Source organism: Sphingomonas sp. Leaf230 (assembly GCF_001421745.1).
In the GTDB taxonomy this organism is placed as follows: Bacteria; Pseudomonadota; Alphaproteobacteria; order Sphingomonadales; family Sphingomonadaceae; genus Sphingomonas.
Map to the genome: position 1 here is coordinate 27,952 of NZ_LMKW01000002.1, position 19,072 is coordinate 47,023.

At 63.7% G+C, this 19,072-nt stretch carries 21 protein-coding genes and 1 pseudogene; 12 read left to right on the forward strand and 10 right to left on the reverse strand.

Translation table 11 applies throughout. The features are described from left to right. The first annotated feature begins 27 nt into the window (after positions 1-27). A complete protein-coding gene (locus ASE82_RS04955) occupies positions 28-2,166 on the forward strand; it encodes a TonB-dependent receptor (protein WP_056059790.1) in 2,139 nt (712 codons plus the stop codon). 157 nt (positions 2,167-2,323) lie between these two features. On the opposite strand, the gene ASE82_RS04960 is transcribed toward ASE82_RS04955, so the two are convergent. Together ASE82_RS04960 and ASE82_RS04965 are read right to left on the reverse strand one after the other, a co-directional pair. Further along, entirely contained in the window at positions 2,324-3,646 is a 1,323-nt protein-coding gene (locus tag ASE82_RS04960; RefSeq protein WP_156348766.1) for an MFS transporter, read from the reverse strand. Between the two features lie 92 nt (positions 3,647-3,738). Beyond that, positions 3,739-4,311, reverse strand: coding sequence for a DNA-3-methyladenine glycosylase I (locus ASE82_RS04965; RefSeq protein WP_235524591.1), 573 nt, complete (start codon positions 4,309-4,311; stop codon positions 3,739-3,741). A gap of 387 nt (positions 4,312-4,698) precedes the next feature. On the opposite strand from ASE82_RS04965, the gene ASE82_RS04975 reads away from it, so the two are divergent. Continuing rightward, positions 4,699-5,190: a hypothetical protein gene (locus tag ASE82_RS04975; protein ID WP_056059752.1), complete on the forward strand. Its 492-nt coding sequence runs from the start codon at positions 4,699-4,701 to the stop codon at positions 5,188-5,190. A 28-nt stretch (positions 5,191-5,218) separates the two neighbouring features. On the opposite strand, the gene ASE82_RS04980 is transcribed toward ASE82_RS04975, so the two are convergent. The 3 genes from ASE82_RS04980 to ASE82_RS04990 all read right to left on the reverse strand — a co-directional run bounded on the left by ASE82_RS04980 (position 5,219) and on the right by ASE82_RS04990 (position 7,267). Next, positions 5,219-5,704, reverse strand: coding sequence for a hypothetical protein (locus tag ASE82_RS04980; RefSeq protein WP_056059754.1), 486 nt, complete (start codon positions 5,702-5,704; stop codon positions 5,219-5,221). Between the two features lie 9 nt (positions 5,705-5,713). Further along, positions 5,714-6,133 (reverse strand): lysozyme inhibitor LprI family protein, encoded by a 420-nt coding sequence (locus ASE82_RS04985; protein WP_162236690.1) that lies wholly within the window; start codon positions 6,131-6,133, stop codon positions 5,714-5,716. A gap of 84 nt (positions 6,134-6,217) precedes the next feature. Beyond that, entirely contained in the window at positions 6,218-7,267 is a 1,050-nt protein-coding gene (locus ASE82_RS04990; RefSeq protein ID WP_056059760.1) for a hypothetical protein, read from the reverse strand. A 286-nt stretch (positions 7,268-7,553) separates the two neighbouring features. Between ASE82_RS04990 and ASE82_RS19250 the strand changes: the two genes are divergently transcribed. From ASE82_RS19250 to ASE82_RS05010, 4 genes are all read left to right on the forward strand, one after another. Further along, entirely contained in the window at positions 7,554-8,213 is a 660-nt protein-coding gene (locus tag ASE82_RS19250) for a hypothetical protein (RefSeq protein ID WP_056059761.1), read from the forward strand. Positions 8,214-8,257: 44 nt separating this feature from the next. Then, positions 8,258-9,004: a hypothetical protein gene (locus tag ASE82_RS05000; RefSeq protein WP_156348768.1), complete on the forward strand. Its 747-nt coding sequence runs from the start codon at positions 8,258-8,260 to the stop codon at positions 9,002-9,004. Positions 9,005-9,498: 494 nt separating this feature from the next. Next, positions 9,499-10,428 carry a catalase family peroxidase gene (locus ASE82_RS05005; protein ID WP_056059766.1) on the forward strand — a complete coding sequence of 310 codons (930 nt, stop codon included), beginning with the start codon at positions 9,499-9,501 and terminating at the stop codon, positions 10,426-10,428. 113 nt (positions 10,429-10,541) lie between these two features. After that, on the forward strand, positions 10,542-10,994 hold the full coding sequence (locus ASE82_RS05010; RefSeq protein ID WP_056059767.1) for a group III truncated hemoglobin: 453 nt from the start codon (positions 10,542-10,544) through the stop codon (positions 10,992-10,994). Positions 10,995-11,019: 25 nt separating this feature from the next. On the opposite strand, the gene ASE82_RS05015 is transcribed toward ASE82_RS05010, so the two are convergent. Then, on the reverse strand, positions 11,020-11,652 hold the full coding sequence (locus ASE82_RS05015; RefSeq protein WP_056059769.1) for an NADPH-dependent FMN reductase: 633 nt from the start codon (positions 11,650-11,652) through the stop codon (positions 11,020-11,022). Between the two features lie 259 nt (positions 11,653-11,911). Here ASE82_RS05015 and ASE82_RS05020 point away from each other — a divergent pair, with 259 nt between their 5' ends. From ASE82_RS05020 to ASE82_RS05045, 6 genes and pseudogenes are all read left to right on the forward strand, one after another. Further along, positions 11,912-12,673, forward strand: coding sequence for an SDR family oxidoreductase (locus ASE82_RS05020; RefSeq protein ID WP_056059771.1), 762 nt, complete (start codon positions 11,912-11,914; stop codon positions 12,671-12,673). Between the two features lie 34 nt (positions 12,674-12,707). Beyond that, positions 12,708-13,118 carry a hypothetical protein gene (locus ASE82_RS05025; protein WP_056059773.1) on the forward strand — a complete coding sequence of 137 codons (411 nt, stop codon included), beginning with the start codon at positions 12,708-12,710 and terminating at the stop codon, positions 13,116-13,118. Between the two features lie 62 nt (positions 13,119-13,180). Then, positions 13,181-13,645 carry a carboxymuconolactone decarboxylase family protein gene (locus ASE82_RS05030; RefSeq protein WP_056059776.1) on the forward strand — a complete coding sequence of 155 codons (465 nt, stop codon included), beginning with the start codon at positions 13,181-13,183 and terminating at the stop codon, positions 13,643-13,645. A 24-nt stretch (positions 13,646-13,669) separates the two neighbouring features. Next, positions 13,670-14,254: a glutathione S-transferase N-terminal domain-containing protein gene (locus tag ASE82_RS05035; RefSeq protein ID WP_056059778.1), complete on the forward strand. Its 585-nt coding sequence runs from the start codon at positions 13,670-13,672 to the stop codon at positions 14,252-14,254. A gap of 73 nt (positions 14,255-14,327) precedes the next feature. Continuing rightward, a pseudogene (locus ASE82_RS05040) lies at positions 14,328-14,986 on the forward strand (DsbA family oxidoreductase). Between the two features lie 81 nt (positions 14,987-15,067). Continuing rightward, positions 15,068-15,904 carry an SDR family oxidoreductase gene (locus ASE82_RS05045; RefSeq protein ID WP_082441245.1) on the forward strand — a complete coding sequence of 279 codons (837 nt, stop codon included), beginning with the start codon at positions 15,068-15,070 and terminating at the stop codon, positions 15,902-15,904. 360 nt (positions 15,905-16,264) lie between these two features. Here the strand turns inward: ASE82_RS05045 and ASE82_RS05050 are convergent, their stop codons facing one another. The 4 genes from ASE82_RS05050 to ASE82_RS19980 form a co-directional block, all read right to left on the reverse strand. After that, positions 16,265-16,558: a GNAT family N-acetyltransferase gene (locus ASE82_RS05050; protein ID WP_056059780.1), complete on the reverse strand. Its 294-nt coding sequence runs from the start codon at positions 16,556-16,558 to the stop codon at positions 16,265-16,267. Continuing rightward, positions 16,555-17,205 carry an FMN-dependent NADH-azoreductase gene (locus ASE82_RS05055; protein ID WP_056059782.1) on the reverse strand — a complete coding sequence of 217 codons (651 nt, stop codon included), beginning with the start codon at positions 17,203-17,205 and terminating at the stop codon, positions 16,555-16,557. The genes ASE82_RS05050 and ASE82_RS05055 overlap by 4 nt, the downstream gene beginning before the upstream one ends. A 31-nt stretch (positions 17,206-17,236) precedes the next feature. Continuing rightward, positions 17,237-18,658 carry a MocR-like pyridoxine biosynthesis transcription factor PdxR gene (pdxR, locus tag ASE82_RS05060; RefSeq protein ID WP_235524592.1) on the reverse strand — a complete coding sequence of 474 codons (1,422 nt, stop codon included), beginning with the start codon at positions 18,656-18,658 and terminating at the stop codon, positions 17,237-17,239. Positions 18,659-18,879: 221 nt separating this feature from the next. Continuing rightward, a partial coding sequence (locus ASE82_RS19980; RefSeq protein WP_235524593.1) for a hypothetical protein occupies positions 18,880-19,072 on the reverse strand: 193 nt, incomplete at its 5' end.

Below are 19,072 nucleotides of genomic sequence, written 5' to 3' on the forward strand. Positions count from 1 at the left end.
CGTTTGCTGAAGATATCCGTCGCAACCATGACTTTTGGGTTGGCATGGTCCGCGAGCGCGCAGACGACGGGCGGTCCGTCGAACACGGACCCGGTCGATACGTCCGACAAGACCGAGACCTCGGATCGCGGCGAGATCATCGTCACCGCCGAGCGCCGTTCGACGGACCTGCAGAAGACGCCGATCGCGATCTCCGTGTTCGGCGGGCAGCTCGCGCAGGATCGCGACATCCGCGACGTGCGCGATCTGGCTGGGCAGGTGCCCAATCTGTTCGTGCCGCGCACCTCGATCAGCCACACCACGCAGACCTTTTCGTTGCGCGGCGTCGGCGAGAGCGATCCGATCCAGGAGCCGGTGCTCGCGGTCTATGTCGACGACGTCTATATCCCGCGGCAGATCGGTTCGATGGTCGAGTTCAATGATCTCGAACGGATCGAGCTTCTGCGTGGGCCGCAGGGCACGCTTTACGGCCGCAATTCGAGTGCGGGCGCGCTGCGGATCATAACCCGCGATCCGGACCAGGAAACGCATCTGAAGGCCGCGATCGGCTATGGCAGCAAGAACGAGGTCGACGCGCGCGCGCTGGTCAGCGGCCCGCTAAGCGATACGCTGGCTGCCAGCTTCTCGTATATCCACCACAGCCGCGACGGCGTTACGAAGAATCCTACGCTCGGCCACGACGTCAACCGGATCGACGTGGACTCGTTCAGGGGCAAGCTCCGCTGGACGCCCAACGCCGATTTCGACGTGTTGTTGACGGCCAACCTCGTCCGCGACCGATCCGACTCGCGCAGCTATATCCCGGTCAACCAGCCGGGTGTCGTATTCGACAAGCGCACGTCCTATTCCGAGGTCGAGCCGCTTCAGGATCTTGATGGTCGTTCGGGGTCGCTCCGCATCAAATATGCGCTCGGCGAGCATCTCAGCCTGAAGTCGATCACCGCGGTCGGCGGGTTCAACCTCGATCCGGTCTCGTACGACAATGACGGCCAGTCCGCGCTGATTCAGAAGAACCTGATCCATTACAATGATCGCTACGTGACGCAGGAAGTGCAGTTGAATGGCGATTACGGCGCACTGACCTTTACCGGCGGGCTGTTCTATCTGCACGAGCGATTCTTCGTTGAACGCGACGGGTTCACGCGCCTCGGTACGTCGCCGACAGCTGCCGTATCTGGGCTGCGCGCGCACAACATCACGACCACCGATGCCTACGCGATCTTTGGCGAGGCGACGTATCGGGTCGGATCGGTGTTCAGCGTCACCGGCGGGCTTCGTGGGACGATCGAGCACAAGGATTTCGTGTTCGACAACAAGGTCATCAACCTCGCACGCGTGCCCACCGCGCAGTCGATTGCGGGAGAAGCGGACGAGACGTGGCGTGCGTTGACCCCGAAAGCCTCGGTTCAGGCGCAATGGAACTCGACGCTTCTGCAATATGCCAGCTATTCGCAAGGCTTCAAATCGGGCGGGTACGATAACCGTGCCACGCGGCTCGATCTCGCCACGTTGCCGTTCGCGCCGGAGAAGGTCAGCACCTACGAAACCGGGCTGAAGGCGACGCTGTTCGACCGCGCGCTGCGCTCGAACATCGCGGTGTTTTACAACGACTATCAGGACTTGCAGGTGTCGTTCTTCGACCCGGTCTATCAGGGATCGCGGCGTGGCAATGCGGGCAAGGCGCACAGCTGGGGCATCGAGATCGAGAACAGCGCCACCCTGACCGACCGTTTCAGCGTGCAACTGGCAGGCGGGTATCTCCACGCGACGTTCGACGACTATAAGGGCGCCGGTGGGGCCGGGGTGAATGCCGATGGCAACCGCCTGACCAATGCGCCGAAATGGACCGTCACCGGTGGTGCGAGCTATGAGCTGCCCTTGGCGGCCGCTGGCTCGCTAAGGCTGGCCGCGGACGCGAATTACCAGTCGTCCTATTACGTCTCTGCGCTCAACCGGCCGCAGGACCGCTCGCCTGGGCAAGCCTATGTGAACGGTACGATCACGTGGAATACCCCGAACCCGCATGTCGACGTCGCACTGTCGGTCCGCAACGTGCTGAACACGAGCAAGCAGGTCGCGTCGGTCTACAACCCGTCGATCGGTGCATGGTACCGGAATTTTCCCGACCCCCGGACGGCGTTGCTGACGCTGCGCTTCAGCCGGTAGATGGCATCCGCATGATATGTAACCGCGCCTCGTTTAATTGAAGACATTCCGGGCAGGGGTTTGAGGTTTGTAAATTTGATCGCGGAGATGAACGAACGGCTGAAGTCGGGAGGTGGGAAGGGGGCGCGAATGTCCGGGTATGGATCCAGACGTAAGGCTATCGCCTGCCATGCTCTCGACCGAGTGTCACAAATGCAATGATGCCTGCGGTCACAGCTGAAAATGCCGCCAGTAGGGCGGCGGCGTGGAACGCCTGGGCCAACTGTACGACCGATGCGCCGACAACGGCGCCGGCCAGCGCCGTCGCGATCAAGCCGCCGGTTCGTGCGATCGCGCTGTTGAACCCCGATGCGGTGCCGGTGTGGTGATCGTCGACGGACGAAAGAACTGCCGTCGTGAGCGGAGCGACCGCGCCGGCCATCCCGAGCGCTATCACCACCAGACCGGGCAGCACGTTGCTCCAATAGCCGGCCCCCGGGTCGACGGTCGCCATCAACGCGAAACCGACACCGGTAACGATCGGCCCAATCGTCAGCGGCCAGCGCGGGCCGATCCGCTCGCTAAACCGTCCGGCAAAGCGCGACGCGGTGCCGATCACGATCGAAAAGGGGAGCAACGCGAAACCCGCTTGCGTCGGCGTATATCCGCCGCCGACGATCAACAGATACGGCAGCAATACCAGCAACCCGCCCAGCGCGCCGTATAGCAGCAGCGTCAGCAAGGTCAGCCCGACGAACGGGCGTGACGCGAACAGCGTCAGCGGCATCATCGCGCGGTCGCGTAAACGGTGCTCTTGGCCGACGAACGCGACCAGCAGGACGATGCCGATGCCCAGGCCCGCACCGATTTTCGGCGACAGGACATGACCGCTCGACCACAGGGTCAGCGCCCATGTCAGGATGCCGAGCGCGGCGGTTACCAAGATCGCGCCGAGCCAATCGAGTGGTTGCTCGCCGGGATCGCCCTCCTCGACATAGCGCAGAGCGACCACGATCGCTGCCACCGCGACAGGCAGATTAAGGTAGAAGATCGTCCGCCAGCCCAGCGTGTCGACCAGCCAGCCGCCAAGCGGTGGACCGATGGCGCTGGCGATCGCGCCGGCTGCGGCCCATGTCCCGACCGCTCGCCCCCTTGCTTCGCCTTCGAACGAACTGCCGAGGATCCCCAGGCTGTTAGGCATCAGGATCGCGGCGCCGATGCCCTGCACTCCGCGCGCTGCCAGCAGGATCGAAAGCGTCGGCGCCAGTGCGCAGCCGATCGACGCAAGTGCGAACAGGACTGTGCCGAACACCAGCATCCGCCGGCGGCCGTAATGATCGCCCGCTGCGCCACCCAGCAGAAGCAGCGCCGAGAGCGGCAGCAGATACGCGTTGATGATCCAGGGAAGGTCCGACGCACCGCCACCAAGATCCTTGCCGATCGCGGGAAGCGCGACGTTGGTCACCGAGCCGTCGATAAAGGCGAGGCTTGAGGCCAGCATCGTCGCGGCGATCGTCCAGCCAGGATAGCGAACAGCTGTGGTCCGTGCGGCCCCTGCATAAGGGTGGTCACCAGACCCGGGCGGGGGCGCCCTCATGGTTCGGTTCGACGGAAACAGCATGTTTCGTGGTCGTCGACCAGGCCGCAGGCCTGCATCCAGGCGTAGACGATGACGGGGCCGACGAACTTGAACCCGCGCTGCTTGAGCGCCACGGATAAGGCTTCGGAGGCAGGCGAGCGGGTCAGCGCCTTCGCACCGTCGCCGATTACCGGTGCACCATCGACGAAACTCCAGACGAAGCCGGCGAAATCCTCGCCGGCGTCGCGCATCGCGAGATAGGCGCGGGCATTGCCGATCGTCGCCGCGATCTTGGCGCGTGAGCGGACGATACCGGCGTTGCCGAGCATCGTCGCGATGTCCGTCTCTCCGAACCGCGCGACGGTGTCCGGATCGAAGCCCGCGAAAGCGGCTCGGAATGCGTCGCGTTTGCGCAGGATCGTGATCCAGGCCAGCCCGGCCTGAAATCCGTCGAGCATCAGCTTTTCCCACAGCGCGCGCGGGTCGCGTTCGGGCACGCCCCATTCGTCGTCGTGATACGCCGCAAGCAAAGGGTCGCCCTGCGCCCATCGGCAACGAGATAGCTCGGCGCGGGGCATGCCGGGCATTGCCGGGTCTTTGCTGTCGATTTGCATACTGGCCGAGACGATGCTCGCTCGGTGCCGGTGTGTCGATACCGTTCGCCATCGGCAGCGCGGATCAGGTCTTGATGGCGTTAAGCAGTTCGGCGTTGATCCGGTCGAACCGGACCGAATGCTATTCTCGCCTTTCAAGCCGTCCAGGCAGCTGATCGTCCGCCGAGCGCTGCAGTCCAACCAAATGAACGAATGGGTGGAGTTGGGATGCGGGAAGGGCGTCTGAACGTCCGCAACTGGGTCCGTCCAGCCGTCAGCCGCCTGTGCAATTAGCGCAGCACGGCTGGTTTGGCGGGGCCTCCGTATCGACGGAGCGGCTAACTGGCGCGATCAGCTAATCTATCGCATTGCTCAGTTGATATGACAGGTTACTCCTCATCGGGCGTCGCGACACTGCTCGCGTTGGCGACGGCGGCGCTGGCTGCGCCGCCCGCGGTCCATACGCCCGCTCCCGGAAGCCCGGAACGCACCGCGATCGTCAAGACGCTCCACGCTGGCGACGATAGCGCGCAATCGCGTTTCACCTTCCGCGCGTTTCGCGTCCTTTCGGCTGGCCCGGGTGCGATTGCCTATGTTCGCGGCGCAGGGCCAGTCGGCACCTTCCAGGCTATCCTGAAGCGCGACGGCCAAGCTGGATGGCGCAAAATATGGGGCGAGGGCGATGGCGGCAGTAACAGCTGCGAAGTCGGCGCGCGGCATTATGCCTGGGCCTTGCAACTTCTCCGGACCTACACGGCCACCCCCGACGCGATTTTTCCGGGCATCGTTGCGCGGACGAGGGACTTGCGACGCATGGCGAAAGCGGAGCCCGACGTGCAATGCGTCGGTGATTTGGATGGCGGCCCCAGCTGATCGCGGGACACTGGCCCCTCACTCGGCGTTATTGATCGGACGCCGCGCTCGATGCCGCCTCCGCCACGGCCGAAGCCTGTTCCGCCATCTGCCTGCAGAGCGTGCGTTCGGACGACTTCTGCGCGCGGGCATTGTCCGCCAGCGACATGGTCTGTCCTTCGCGAACCTCTTCGGGGCGGGCGGGGTTGCTCGAGTCAATCAGGCCGATCACCTGCGGCCCGACAATGTCGCCACGTCGACCGACGGCTTGCTGAGCAAACGCCGCGGGGGTCACGGTCATGCCTGCGATCGTCGCGACGACCGACTTGCGCGTATTGGCGACATCAACGGCAGTGGCGAACCCCTTGCCCATGCAATATTCCATCAGGCCTAGGTGATTGTAGACCGAGCCGAACGCGGTCTGTAGCTGTTGGTCGGTCGGCAGCTCCTGCGCCTGCAAAGGGCCAAGCGCCAACGCGCTGGCAAGAATGGTGGCCGTCATGCGACCGGCGAGCGCGGTACGAAATTCCTGCATTCAGGTCTCCTAAGCCGGTGCGAGAACGCTTTCGATGTCAGGCCGTGGAAGTAACGGCGGCGTGCTGTCCATATAGGTCAGCCAGTGGAGCCAGATGGTGTATGTCCGCATCCTTGTAAGCCGGATCTGGCAATTCAACGCCATGCTCCCTCGAATGCTGCCACCGATCCAGTTTTCATAGACGGCGCCGCATTCGGATGTTCGATAGGCCACCCATGAACGCTCGGCCTGAACGAGCCTCTGTTCCGATGCGAGTTCACGCTCTTCTCGAAGGCGCTTTATCGCGGCCTTGTAATAGCGGTTTAGCTCGGCATCGGCCTTGTCAAAACGACCTGCGAGGCAAGCGTCGATTTCTTGCGTCGACGATCCAGGGCATTGGCCAGCATCGGGCACTGCAACGGCTAACGCAAAAGCAAAGATCGCTAACATCATGGGCCTCCGGTCTTGGATATCTGAGCGCCGATCCGCTGCCCGAAGGGGTCGGGCTTTGCAACGCGCATCCGTAGGATACGGCTACGGTCGAGTAGCGCGTGGAAGACCCAGCGACGACCACGGGATGACCGCCCAATCCGGCGCGTCGCACGGGCGCTGCGCTCTTGGAAAATAGGCGCCCAGCCAAAGGCCCTTTTCGGAAAGCGCCCATGCCGGAAAATCCCAGACTTCGCGGTCGGAATAATCGCATGCGTCGTCGTCACCCTTGCTCGGCGGCGCCATCTCTTCGGGATGAAAGCGCTTCAGCAACGCGACGACGCCCGGCGCGAAGCGGTTGCTGCGATATGTGTACCACGCATCGCTATCTTCCGCCGGAACCGGTTCCGATCCGAAGGGGAGCGCCGCATCCAGTATCAATTCCCCGCCGGTAGCCATGTCGTAGCTATGGCCCTCGGTGCCGAAGTCCGGGTGTGCGGTACCTGCACAGCTCCAGCTACTCGTCCAGACATAACTCATATGGTTCACCCCGAGCCAGGGCTTGTCCGCCGCCGCAACATCGGTGCCGGGCTGTCCGTCCGATCCGGTGCACGCGAACCAAGCGGAAACATTCTGCCATTGGTTGCGGGCAAGCGCGTGGTTGACCTCCGCCACCGCAGCCGTGGAATAGCCGCCTTCAATCCGGAACAGCCGGATGCCGGAAAGCGGTTCCCGATACCACCGGATCCTCTTGCCGTTGATCGTCTCGGCCTGCTGCGGGGTGAGGTGAAGACCAGCAAGATGCCAACGCTCATAAACGCTGAGTTTGGCCGGCAGGTCGGCCGGAAGTCCGGCCGGACCGGCTGCAGGATGTAGGCTTACGGCCAGGCGTTTGGCCTTCGCAGTCGTCAGCGTGCCGACAAGCTTCGGTCCAATTCGCTTCAGGAGCAGGTGATCGCCGGTCGTTCGCGACTCCAGCGTCAGTTCCGTTCCCGTCGCCGTGCCGGACAGATCGATGTCGAGCCGCGACGTCTGGTAGAAATAGTGACCATCGACCTCGCCCTTGTCCTCCGTCATCGCGACGACGATGCGCGCGGTACCGGCCACCCCTTCGAACACTGTTTCCGGCGCAGCCGAAGCGCTCGTCGGCAGCATCAAAGCGCAGAACGCGGCGGCTAGAGCATGAAGTCGATGCATGGGAAGACCGAACCATTGGGTGGGCGTGAGGCACCGCGTTAAGGCATCTCCACGCCGACGGCGACGGCAAATTGCCATGTCGAGTGAGCTGCAATCGGGGCCGTCACGCGCCGCCTAAGGCGCGTCGCGGCGTGCCTTCGGAGGCCTGAATTTTTTCGATCGGAGGCGTCGTGCTACGCGGCGCCCCGAAGAGTCGGCCAAAGGATGGATCGTGTTCAAGCGAGTTGGATCGGCGGTAGCGGCCATGGGATTGCTCGTCACCCCCGGGGCGCATGCCGCGACACGTTCGCCCATCGATCTGCAATGTACGGCGGTCAAGACCTGGGCATGCGCGGAAGCAAAGGCTTGCGAGCGGCGCGGCGACGAGGCCAAGGAAAGCTACAGCTTCGACTTGGTGGCGATGACGTATCAGGCGCCGCACGATCGGGGAGCAATCACGGAATTCGCAACAGACGACGGTGGCTTCATGACATTCGTGTTCAGTGGTGGCCGACGTTATGTCCACAAGAATGCCGACGCAGGCGATCCGATGACATCGTTCCTGTACATGTCGTCGCACGACATGCGCGAGCTGCTGTGCAACGCCCGCTACGCCCAGGACGCATCAGCGGTTGAACCCGGCACTAGCCGCGGGCTCACCGGTCATTACTACCTGACAGGTGTGATGGAGACGGGATCGGAGCTGGTGCTACGTCCCGATGGAAGCTTCGCCTGGTTCATGAGCTATGGCGCCGCGGATCAGGCGACGGAGGGCAAGTGGCGGATCGATGGCGAAGCGGTGCTGCTGGAGGCCGGACCGAGCGCTGGTGCAGAACCGGCCTTCCGGCAATTGCGGCTGCGGATCGACCATGGTGCGCTGCTCCTGAACGGCGCGGGTAAGGGCCGGTACGAGCGGCATCCGTAAACGCTAGAGTTGATCCTGCTTGATGGCGGGGTAATACCCCGAGCATGGGTTATCGCCACCACTGCACGACCACGTTGCCGACGCGCTCTGCTCTCAGGCGTATTCCAGTACGAGCGATGATCGCCGCCGTGGTCGCCAGCGCGTTGGCGGCATCGTCATCCGTGGCCCAAGCCGAGGATGAGGCGGTGCCGACGCCGGCTTCGCTGACGCAGGTGCTGTCCTGTCAGTCGCGCGACGCGCTCGGAACCTTCGCCGAGCTGCTTTTCCTGCAGAATCGCCCGCCGGCGTGGATGCGCCCGAGTAAACTGCCCAAGGCGCTCGACGGTATGATCGGGTTGTATGGCTTCGCGGTCGAGGGAAATGTCTCTGTGTTCGGGGAGCCGGTCGACCACGTTTATTTTTTGAGCGACTGGGTCGTCGCGCTGCTGCCCCGCGCAAGTGCCGAGCGGGTTATTGCTGCCCAGAAGATGACGCGTGCGCCGATCGCGATGACGGAACAATATTACCGCTTCGTCGATCCCGAGAGCGGGCCGATGATCGGCGGGTTCGCGCCGACCGGTGATGCGATGGCGAAAGTGTTTGTCGATGCCTTCGGCGGCGATCCGGCGGCGAAGATCGCGAAGGGGCCGCCGTCGCCGGATCCGAAAATGCTGCTGGTCGGGTGCAACTACACCGTGGCGTCTCAGGAGGATTTCCTGGCCGCGGCACATGGCGCCGAGGATACGATGCGCAAGGCGGGCGCGGATATTCGGCGGATGGTCGAAGAGGGTGAGGCTCGCCCGCCACGGTAATTATCTTGCGGAAGGCGCGCGGCCGGGAGTGGAATGACTGCGGTGCGACCTCGCAGGATGGCTTGAATAAAACAGATCATCACGATCGCTAAACACCCGCATATCCAGAATGCCAGGCGGTCGTCCACATTCCGCAGTCTGTCTATGATTGGGCAAAGGATCTTCGCGGTAGAGCCTTTTCCCGCTCGTCGAACGGAACCGGGCGTGCTGCGGAGATGTGATTAACGAACGTCCGTAATCAGATGGCGGACAGTCACATGCGAATGTCCACAAGTGGTCATGCCGTCGATCGGCGATGGTACGGTCGTTTTGCAGGTTCTTGGGCCTGTCGGTTTTGGAAACGCAGTCTACTCAGGGCTCATCGCCGATTTAAGGCGAGGGGGAATTTGCTCATGTCGAAGGTCAATGGCCAAACCCTGGCGGCGTCGCGATCACGCTCCTTTTGCACCAGAGCACTCAGCAACACCCTGCGTTCGGCTGCTTCAACGGCGCTATTGCTCACCGCGACCGCGAACGCACAGGATAAGCCTGTCGAAACGGGGCGAGACCTGGTCGAGGATCTTCATACCGCGTTTGGCGAGCATCACGCGCGCGCCGTGCACGCCAAGGGTATTATTCTTGAGGGGCGGTTCGAGCCCACCAAAGCCGCGCGATCGCTGAGCCGGGCGCCTTTGTTCGAGCATGCTACGCCGGTCATCGTGCGCTTTTCGAACTTTACCGGTTTTCCAGACATTGCCGACAATGACCCCGCCGCCAACCCGCGGGGCATGGCGATAAAGTTCGGGTCGCCTGCCACCCCTTCACTCGACATCGTCACGCACAATTTCGACGGGTTCCCGACCCGGACCGCCACGGAGTTCGGCGCGCTGTTGCGTGCGATCGGCACGAGTGGTCCGGGGGTTGCCGCACCGACGCCGCTCGACGGGTTTCTTGCCACACATCCAGATGCCAAGACGTTCCTGACGACCCAGCACCCGGCGCCGCTGAGTTACGCGACGACGGCATATTTCGGGGTCAATGCGGTGACTTTCACCGATCGCAAGGGGCGTGCGCGATCGGTGCGCTATCGCTTCGTCCCCGCAGCGGGCGAGCATTATTTCGGTACCGGGGCGGGCCCGGCGCCTGACTATCTGCAACCTGAGATCGCCAAACGCGTAACGGACGGGCCGGTCCGCTTCGACTGGTACGCGCAGCTCGGCGAGCCTGGGGACCTGCTCGACGATCCGTCGATCGCGTGGCCGCCGAGCCGGAAACTGGTAAAGCTGGGCACGATCACGATCGCGGTGCTGGCTGCGAACACCGCCGAAGCCGACCGTGGGCTGACATTCCTTCCGGGGAGGATGCCGGACGGAATCGCCGCCGCCGACCCGATGCTCGCGATCCGTACCGAGGCGTACCCGGTATCGTTCGGCGAGCGGCAATAATTCGCGGCCGCTCGCCCGTGGTGCAATGGAAGATCGCCAATGTTGAAGCTGCGTCGGTACGACCCCGCGATTACCGTGTCGTTCGGTGCGGGCGCGTTTAAGGAAACCCAGTCATGACGGCGACCCAGCATGCAACGGCCGCACGGGACGCGAAGCGGCGACATGCGGAGGCGCTCGGTATCGACGAGGCCTTCGTGGCGCGAATGATCGAGCGGTTCTACGCCAAGGTGCGGCAAGACGACGTCCTGGGACCGATCTTTGCCGCGCACGTGGCCGACTGGACGCCGCATCTCGTACAGATGAACCACTTCTGGCGTTCGGTGCTGTTCAGCTCGGGCGAGTTCGCGGGAAATCCGATGCTCAAGCATGTCGTCATTCCCGATCTCAGCCGTGCCGACTTCGCTCGCTGGCTCACGCTTTTCGAGGAGACGTTGGGCGAAATCGGCACGGATGCGGCACGGGATCATGTGATCGAGCGCGCCCGGAACATCGCGAACAGCCTGCTCAGCGCGGCGATCGTGCACCGCGGCGGCGGCCTTGGCCCTAGCAAGGCCGATATGCTCTAAGCTGCGACGCGCGGGACTCTCGCGGTCATCGAAGGGGCCGGGTCCGCACAGTCCCGTGCTGCTGCGCGCGCAACGCTTCGATCAGCAATCGCACCTGCCGCTGGACGCGGGGCACAACGGAAGCATCGCGGATCGCGTCCGCGGCAATCGCGTCCGCGGCAATCGCGTCCGCGGCAATCGCGTCATCGGCGAACGCGAGTGCATCGGGCATCACGATCACACCCATGCGCTGGAGAATCGTGCGAAGGTGCTGCAGCGCGATCTCGCCGCTCTCGACGTGTTCGGAGACGGACATGATCGCTGCGATCTTGTCGCGGAAAGGGGCAAGGCTGCCGGTGCCGAAGGTCGGCTGAGATCCCCATTCGAGGGCGTTCTTGAGCAGGACCGAGACCGAGCCGTTATACCCCGGAGAACAGATGAGCAGGCCGTCGTGCGCGCATAGGATCTGCCGGATGACCAGAACGCCTTGCGGAACCGCGGACGCTTCAAGGCCCGGAACATAGACGGGCAACTCCAGATCACGGAGGTCCAGTACCGAGACATCTGCCTCGATCGCGACGGCCGCGTTGATCGCCAGGTCGAGCAGCCGCCTATTGCGTGATCCGCTGCGTGCGCTTCCGGACAGGGCCAGCAGCGCGATCCGGCTGCCGGCCGGCATGCGCCGCGATCTATCCGATGCGGGCTCGTCATCGTACGGGGGCGGTTGGTCGTTCACGCCGCGATACCATCAGTCGGAGGGCTCCGGCGTAAGGCCCAAGAGCTGACGCAGCGACTATACCAAATGCGGGGATGCCAGCTTGGTACAGCGACTTTGCCATATCTCGGGTCTCCAACGGACTCCGCTTGGAAGTTAATACAGATCAACAGGACGGCTTCGGCGTCGCGCTGTGTACCTATTCCAGCGGGAGGCAGAATTCATGAAGATTGTAGTGATTGGCGGAACCGGGCTGATCGGTTCGAAGGTCGTCGGCAAGCTGGCCGCGCTTGGCCATGACGCGCTCGCCGCAGCGCCCAGCACGGGCGTCGACACGATCACCGGCGAGGGGTTGGCCGCGGCGCTCGACGGTGCAGAGATCGTCATCGACATGGCCAACTCGCCGTCGTTCGAGGACCAGGCAGCGATGGATTTCTTCACGACCGCGGGCCGAAACCTGATCGAGGCCGAGCGGGTCGCTGGCGTGAAGCTGCACGTTGCGCTGTCGGTGGTCGGCACCGAGCATCTGCAGGGCAGCGGGTATTTCCGCGCGAAGCTCGCCCAGGAGACGCTGATCGAGGCGGGGCCGATACCCTATACGCTGCTCCACGCGACGCAGTTCATGGAGTTCCTGCGCGGGATCGCCCAGTCCGCGACCGAAGGCGACACCGTGCGGCTGTCGCACGCGCTGATCCAGCCGATGGCCGCCGAGGACGTCGCCGATGCGGTGGTCGAGGCTGCGCTCGCGCCGGCGGTGAACGGGACGATCGAGGTCGGTGGTCCCGAGGCATTCCCGATCGACGAGATCGTCGCGCGCGTGCTCGCCTATGACAGGGATCCACGGACCGTCGTGGTCGATCCGGAGGCGCGCTATTTCGGCGTAAAGCTCGAACAGAATTCGCTGATCCCCGGTCCCGACGCAAAGCTCGGCAAGACGCGCTTCGACTGGTGGATCGAGAACGTCGCGCCGCCGCCCAAGCGCTGACTAGGTCAGCGCATTCCTTTGCAGGAGATAGACGATGAAGACATTCTGCCTCGGCCTGGGGGTCGTGCTCGGCATCGGTGCGGTCGCGAACGGCCTCTGCATGCTCGCGTCGCCGACCGGATGGTATTTCGCGGTGCCCGGCGTGACCACGACCGGCCCGTTCAATCAGCATTTCATCCGGGATATCGGCCTGATCTACCTCTTTCTGGGCGGTGCATTTTTGTTCGGTGCCGCCCGCCCGCACTACCGGGTCGTCGCCTGGGCCGCGCCGGCCTTGTGGCTTTCGGGGCATGCGCTGTTCCACTTCTGGGAAGTCGCGGTCGGCATCTGCGGTACGTCCGCGCTGGCGCGTGACTTCCCCGCGGTGACGCTGCCCGCGCTGCTCGGCACGCTGATCGCGGTGTGGGCGATCGGCGATCGCCGCGCGGCACGACATCCCGCCTGACCCGATCTCATTTCAAGGGCCGATCTCATTTCAAGGGCCGATCTCATTTCAAGGATAATATCATGACGACACGTTTGAACATCGTCGCGCTCGCGCCGGACGCCGTAAAGGGCCTGATGGCGGTCGAAGCAAGCATCGCCGGATCGGGAATCGAGCATGGCCTGCTCGAACTGGTGCGGTTGCGGGCGTCGCAGATCAACGGCTGCGCCTATTGCATCCACATGCATGTCACCGACGCGCTGAAGTACGGCGAGACCGACATGCGCATGCATCTGCTGGCCGCCTGGCGCGACTCGTCGGTGTTCACCGACCGCGAGCGGGCCGCGCTTAACTGGACCGAAACGCTGACGCATGTGTCGAGGGCGGGTGCGCCGAATATCGACTACGCCGTGCTGCAAAGCCAGTTCAACGCGGTCGAGATCGCCAACCTGACGGTGCTGATCGGTACCATCAACCTGTGGAACAGGCTGCAGATCGGCCTGCACGCGGTGGCCGCCCTCGATGCGCCGACCGCGATCGCCGCCTGACGCCATCGAGCTAGGATATATCCGATGAAACTCTATTATTCCCCCGGTGCGTGCAGCCTTGCCGCGCATATCGCCCTCCACGAAACCGGGACGTCGTTCGACAGCGAACGCGTCGATCTGACGACCAAAACGACGAGTTCGGGCGCGGATTTCGAGGCGATCACGATCAAGGGCTATGTCCCGGCGCTCGTGCTGGACGACGGCGCGCTGGTGACCGAGAACATCGCGATCCTCGATTATCTGGCTGGCATCTACCCCCAATTCGCACTCGAAGGGCCGCTCGGACGGACTCGCCTGCTCGAGGCGCTGGCCTATATCTCGACCGAGATCCACAAGAGCTACAAGCCGTTCTGGCATGATGGCTCCGACAGCCAGAAGGCGATCGCAAGCGCCTACATCACCAAGCGGCTCCAGTATCTCGCCGATCGGGTCGCGGGCGCATATCTGCTTGGTGACCGGCCGAGCGTCGCGGACTTCTACCTGTTCGTCACGTTGTTGTGGGCGACCCGGTTCGGCGTGACGATCCCGTCGGCGCTCGTGCCGGTGTACGCCACGCTCCGCGCCCGTCCGGCCGTGCAGGCCACGCTCGCGGCGGAAGGGCTGCAGTAAACGCCGAACGGGGGTGGCGATCTTCCCGCGGCACTGCGTAATGACGCGGCGACGCCATCCCCTGGATACCAGCATGATTGCCCACCTCAAGACCGACTTCGTGTCGGACCTTGCCTGCCCGTGGTGCATCATCGGCCTGCGCGCCTTGACAGAGGCGCTGGCGCAATCCGCCGAAGCGCTCAATGCGGAGATCGCGTTCCAGCCGTTCGAATTGAACCCGACGATGCCGTTCGGTGGTCAGAACATCGGCGAGCACGTCGCGCAGAAATACGGATCGACGCGCGAGCAGTCGGCCGCGAACCGGGCGATGATCGTCGGTCGCGCCGCCGAACTCGGCTTTACGATGGCGATGACCGACGACAGCCGGATCTACAACATGTTCGACGCGCAACGGCTGTTGCACTGGGCGAGCATCGAAGGACGGCAGTCCGCGCTCGAGCATGCGCTGTTCGACGCCAATTTCACCGATGGCGCCGATCCGGGTGACCATCAGGTATTGGTCGCCGCCGCAGCGAAGGCTGGTCTCGACCCGGTCGCGGCGGGCGACGTGCTGAGCTCTGGGCGGTATGCCGACGAGGTCCGCAGGCGGAGGAGTCTTGGCGCAGTCGCGGGATCAATGCGGTGCCGGCGATCGTGATCGACGGCAAGCATCTGATCTCCGGCGGACAACCCGTCGCGGTGTTCGAACAGGCGTTGCGGCAGATCGCGGGCGCCGTTGGTACAGGCGGTTAGCTAGGTCTCGGGTCTGGCGACCCTGCCGCGCATCGATACAGCCGTCCCGTGACGAGGCATCAGCGACGAGGATTTGGTCCGATGACAATTGCGGTGGTTGGCGGCACGGGAATGGTCGGTCGCCGGCTCGTCGCGGGGCTGCGCGTCGATGGCCACGACGTTGTCGTCGTCGCGCGCTCCTGCGGGATCGATACCGTTACCGGCATGGGGCTCGCGGAGGCTCTCGACGGCGTGAATATCGTCATCGACGTCTCCAGCCCCGGCTATGCGGCGGCGGACGACATGCACGCCTTCTTCGACGCGTCGTGTTGCAACCTGCTGGAAGCCGAGCGAAGCGCCGGTGTCGCGCATCACATTGCCTTGTCGGCGGTAGGCACCGATCGACTTGGCACTACCGGCTATTTCCGCGCGAAACTGTTGCAGGAGCGTCTCGTCGCGGGATCGGCCATTCCGTTCACAATCCTGCGATCGACGCCGTTCTACGAATATCTGTACGGGATCGTCGACCTTGGTGGGGATGGCAAGTGTCTCCATTTGGCGCCGTTGCTGATGCAACCGATCGCGGTGAACGACGTGGTTGCCGAACTGCAACGGATCGCACTGGAGCGACCGGCGAACACGGTGATCGAGATTGCCGGTCCCGACGTAAGGCGTCTCGACCGGTTTGCCGAAGATATTCTCGGCGCCAACGAGGACCCGCGCGATATCGTCGTCAGCCCCGAGACGCCCTATTTCGGCGCACGAATGCAGGATGAAGCCTTGGTCGTGAGTTGGGGTTCGCGGAAATCGTCGATCAGGTTCGACGACTGGTTGCGGGAGTCGATCGTCGTCTCCGGCACCAGCGAAATCCCGCAGCGGCCGGTCGATATGGCGTTTTCGAGCGCGCGCCGTTCCGCTCGTCTAAATAGGTCGGGTTGAGTATCGACGCGGCGAAAGTGGTGCCAAGCCGGGCGTCGGGAGCCTGTCGTCATGCACGAGTTCGGCATCGATTTCTTCGGTCTTGGGAAGCATCACCGCCGATGGCGCGAGCGCAGTTCGACACTGAAATCGAGCGCAGGTCGCTGTACGTAGGATCGCCGGAGACGGTCGCGCGCAAGATCGCACGGACGTAAAGGGGTTGGGCTAGCAGCGCTTCCATTTGAAATACGGCGCCGGGCCGTTGGCGCACGATCGCTTGGTCGATGCGATCATTTGTATGGGAACACGATCGTGCCGATGGTTCGGGATATGCCCGCCCAGCCATTCACGCAGCGCGCGCGAACCGAACTGGGTATTCATTCAGCCATCGACGATGTCCGCATATTCCGGATGCTTCCGGTAGAAGTCGGCCATGAACGAGCAGCTGAGCACGACTTTCCGCCCCGCCTGCCGGATCAGGTCGAACACGCCGGTGGCCAGCGCGGTCGCGAAGCCTTGGCCACCATATTCGCTCGGAACCTCGGTATGGATCAGGACCACGCGAGCATTGTCGTCGATGCGGTAATAGGCAGCGGCAATGGCCTCGCCGTCGATCGACGTCTCGAACCGGTGCTGTGCTTCATTGTCGACGACGGGCCTGATCGTACGGCTCATGCGGCGGCCAATATCGGTTGCCCGGTCCACTCCTCGGCGATCTGGTCGAGCTCGATGCGGGCGCGATCCAGTGCGGCGGCGCGGTCGTCTGGCTGCGCGAACTGCACGGGTTGCGCATCGACGAAGCGCGGGTCGACCGCGCCCATGAATTCGAACGCCGCGCGCAGGGCAGGGGTGAGCGCATCCATCCCCGCCAACGGCGAACCGGGGCGCAAATCGCCGCCGCGCGTCGTTAGGAACAGTATCTTCTTCGTTCCCAACGCGCCGACATAGCGTCCATCGGCGGTCGCGACATAGGTTATCCCAGCACGGACCACCGCGTCGATGAACGCCTTGAACGCCGCCGGCATCGACCAATTATACATCGGCATGGCGAACACCAGCGCATCGGCGTCGAGCATTCGGACGCACAATGCATCGGAGGCGACCAACGCTCGCTTCATCTCGACCGTGCGTTCCGCGGCCGGTGTATAGCTCGCGATCGTGAACGCTTCGGTCATGGCCGGCGCAGGGTCGGTTACGAGATCGAGGTGATCGATCGTGAGCGACGCCGTGCCGAGAGCGAGCGTCTCGACGAAGTATCGACCCAAGGCGCGCGAGTTCGATCGTTCGCTCTTGGGACTGGTATCGACGTGGAGCAGTTTCATGCATCAGTCCTTGTCATAGGGCGCGGTCGGCTCAGTTAGCCTCCGCCAGCAGTTGCTTGAGGGACGCGCAGGCCTTTTCGAGATACCCAGGCCGCAGGTTGGTCACGCCGAGCAGGAAGCCCGGCGTCGCAGGACCATCGCCACCCCTCCAGCGCGAAAGCGGCGCTGGCGCGATGCCGAGCGCGAGCGCACGTTCGGCCATCGCGGAGTCGTCGCTCCCATCGGGAAGCGGCACGCGAACGGCGAGCCCGGCAAAAGCGTCTACCCCGAAATTCATGCCGAGACACGCGTTGAGCGCGTCGCGCCGCTCTCGGTATAGCGCTTTCATATGCCGCAGGTGGCGCAGATAATGACCCTCCGCCAGGAAAGCCGCCAGCGCGAGCTGGGTCGTGGAGTTCGGGGCGGGATTGAGGAAGGCTGCAACCTCGCCAAACCGCTCGGCGAGCGACAGCGGCGCGACGACGAACCCGAGGCCGAGCGCCGGGCTGAGCGTCTTGCCGAAGCTGCCGACATGGATCACCCGGCCGTTCGGATCGGTGCCCGCGAACGCCGGGGCCGCGCGTCCCGACAGCTGGAGTTCGCTCAGATAATCGTCCTCGATGATCCAGCCGTCTTCGCGCACTGCCCACGCCAGCAGTTCTCGTCGGCGTTTCGGAGACAGGGCGACTCCGGTCGGCGCCTGCTGCCCCGCCGTCACCACCGCGATCGCCGCGTCGGGGGCGATCTCGACCCCGCGGGCGACCTGGATACCCTCCGCGTCGACCGGGACATAGGCGATCGACATGCCGGCGAGTTCCAGCGCCCGCCGCGCCATCGGAAATCCCGGATCTTCCATCCAGGCGGTGCGGCCTTGTGCCTGCAACGTCAAAATCGCAAGGCTCAGGCCATTCTTGTAGCCGCTTGTCAGGATGATCTGGTCGGGAAGGCACCGAATACCGCGCGCGATCGCCAGATAGCTTGCGATCTGCGCGCGAAGATCGGGATGGCCGCGCGGATCGGGCGGGCCGACCGGTGCCATCGCATCGTCGCGCACCGCCTTGGTCCGCATCCGCGACCAGAGTTTCGCCGGGAAAGCGTCCTGGGCCGGTACTCCCATCTGGAAGGGGAGCGGCTTCAGATAGAAGCCGCGCTCGATCCCCTGCATCGGGCGAGGAATGTCGACATGAACCGCGGCGGGCAGGGTGATCGGCTTTTCCGCGACACGCGTTCCGGCAGCGCCAGAGGATATCACGAGCGATTCATCGATCAATCGTTCGTACGCCGTCCTGACGGTACCTCGGGCGACGCCAAGCTGAGTCGCCATGTCGAGCCATGATGGCAGCCGCGCGCCAGGCTCCAGACGACCCTCGACGATCGCTTCGCGCAAATTTATCGTTATCTGTTCGGCGATTGGAACAGGTCGGTCGCGATCGATGACGATCGACAGGGGCGAAGCAGCCGATGGCATGCTCATGTTCGTTTCCCTGAAAGTTAGTTTGCCCTGCCGGTCAGGTGGTATCGCTGTACAGCTTCGTCGCAGGACTGTCTCGAAGTCTTCCAATGTTCTGAGGAATTATAGATTATTGGGTCGAGAGTATTGGACAGTCACTGGGCACTGGGCACTGGGCAACGGCAGCCCAAGACTAAGCTTATCACGCAAAAGCAGCGAAGTCTCGTGGTTCGCCCGAAGCCTGCCTAGCCGTTTGCGGCCTGACCAACGATCCGAAAATCGCAGATGAACAAGCAGCTGGTTTCGGGAGGCGACGAACGCGACTTGAGCGACCGCTTCTCTATCGCGGCCTGAGTCAACAGGCGCAGACCACTCTCCGCCGCCGCGAGTGCGCCGGTTTGAGGAATTGGTAGGCGACGAAAATACAAATACTGTTTT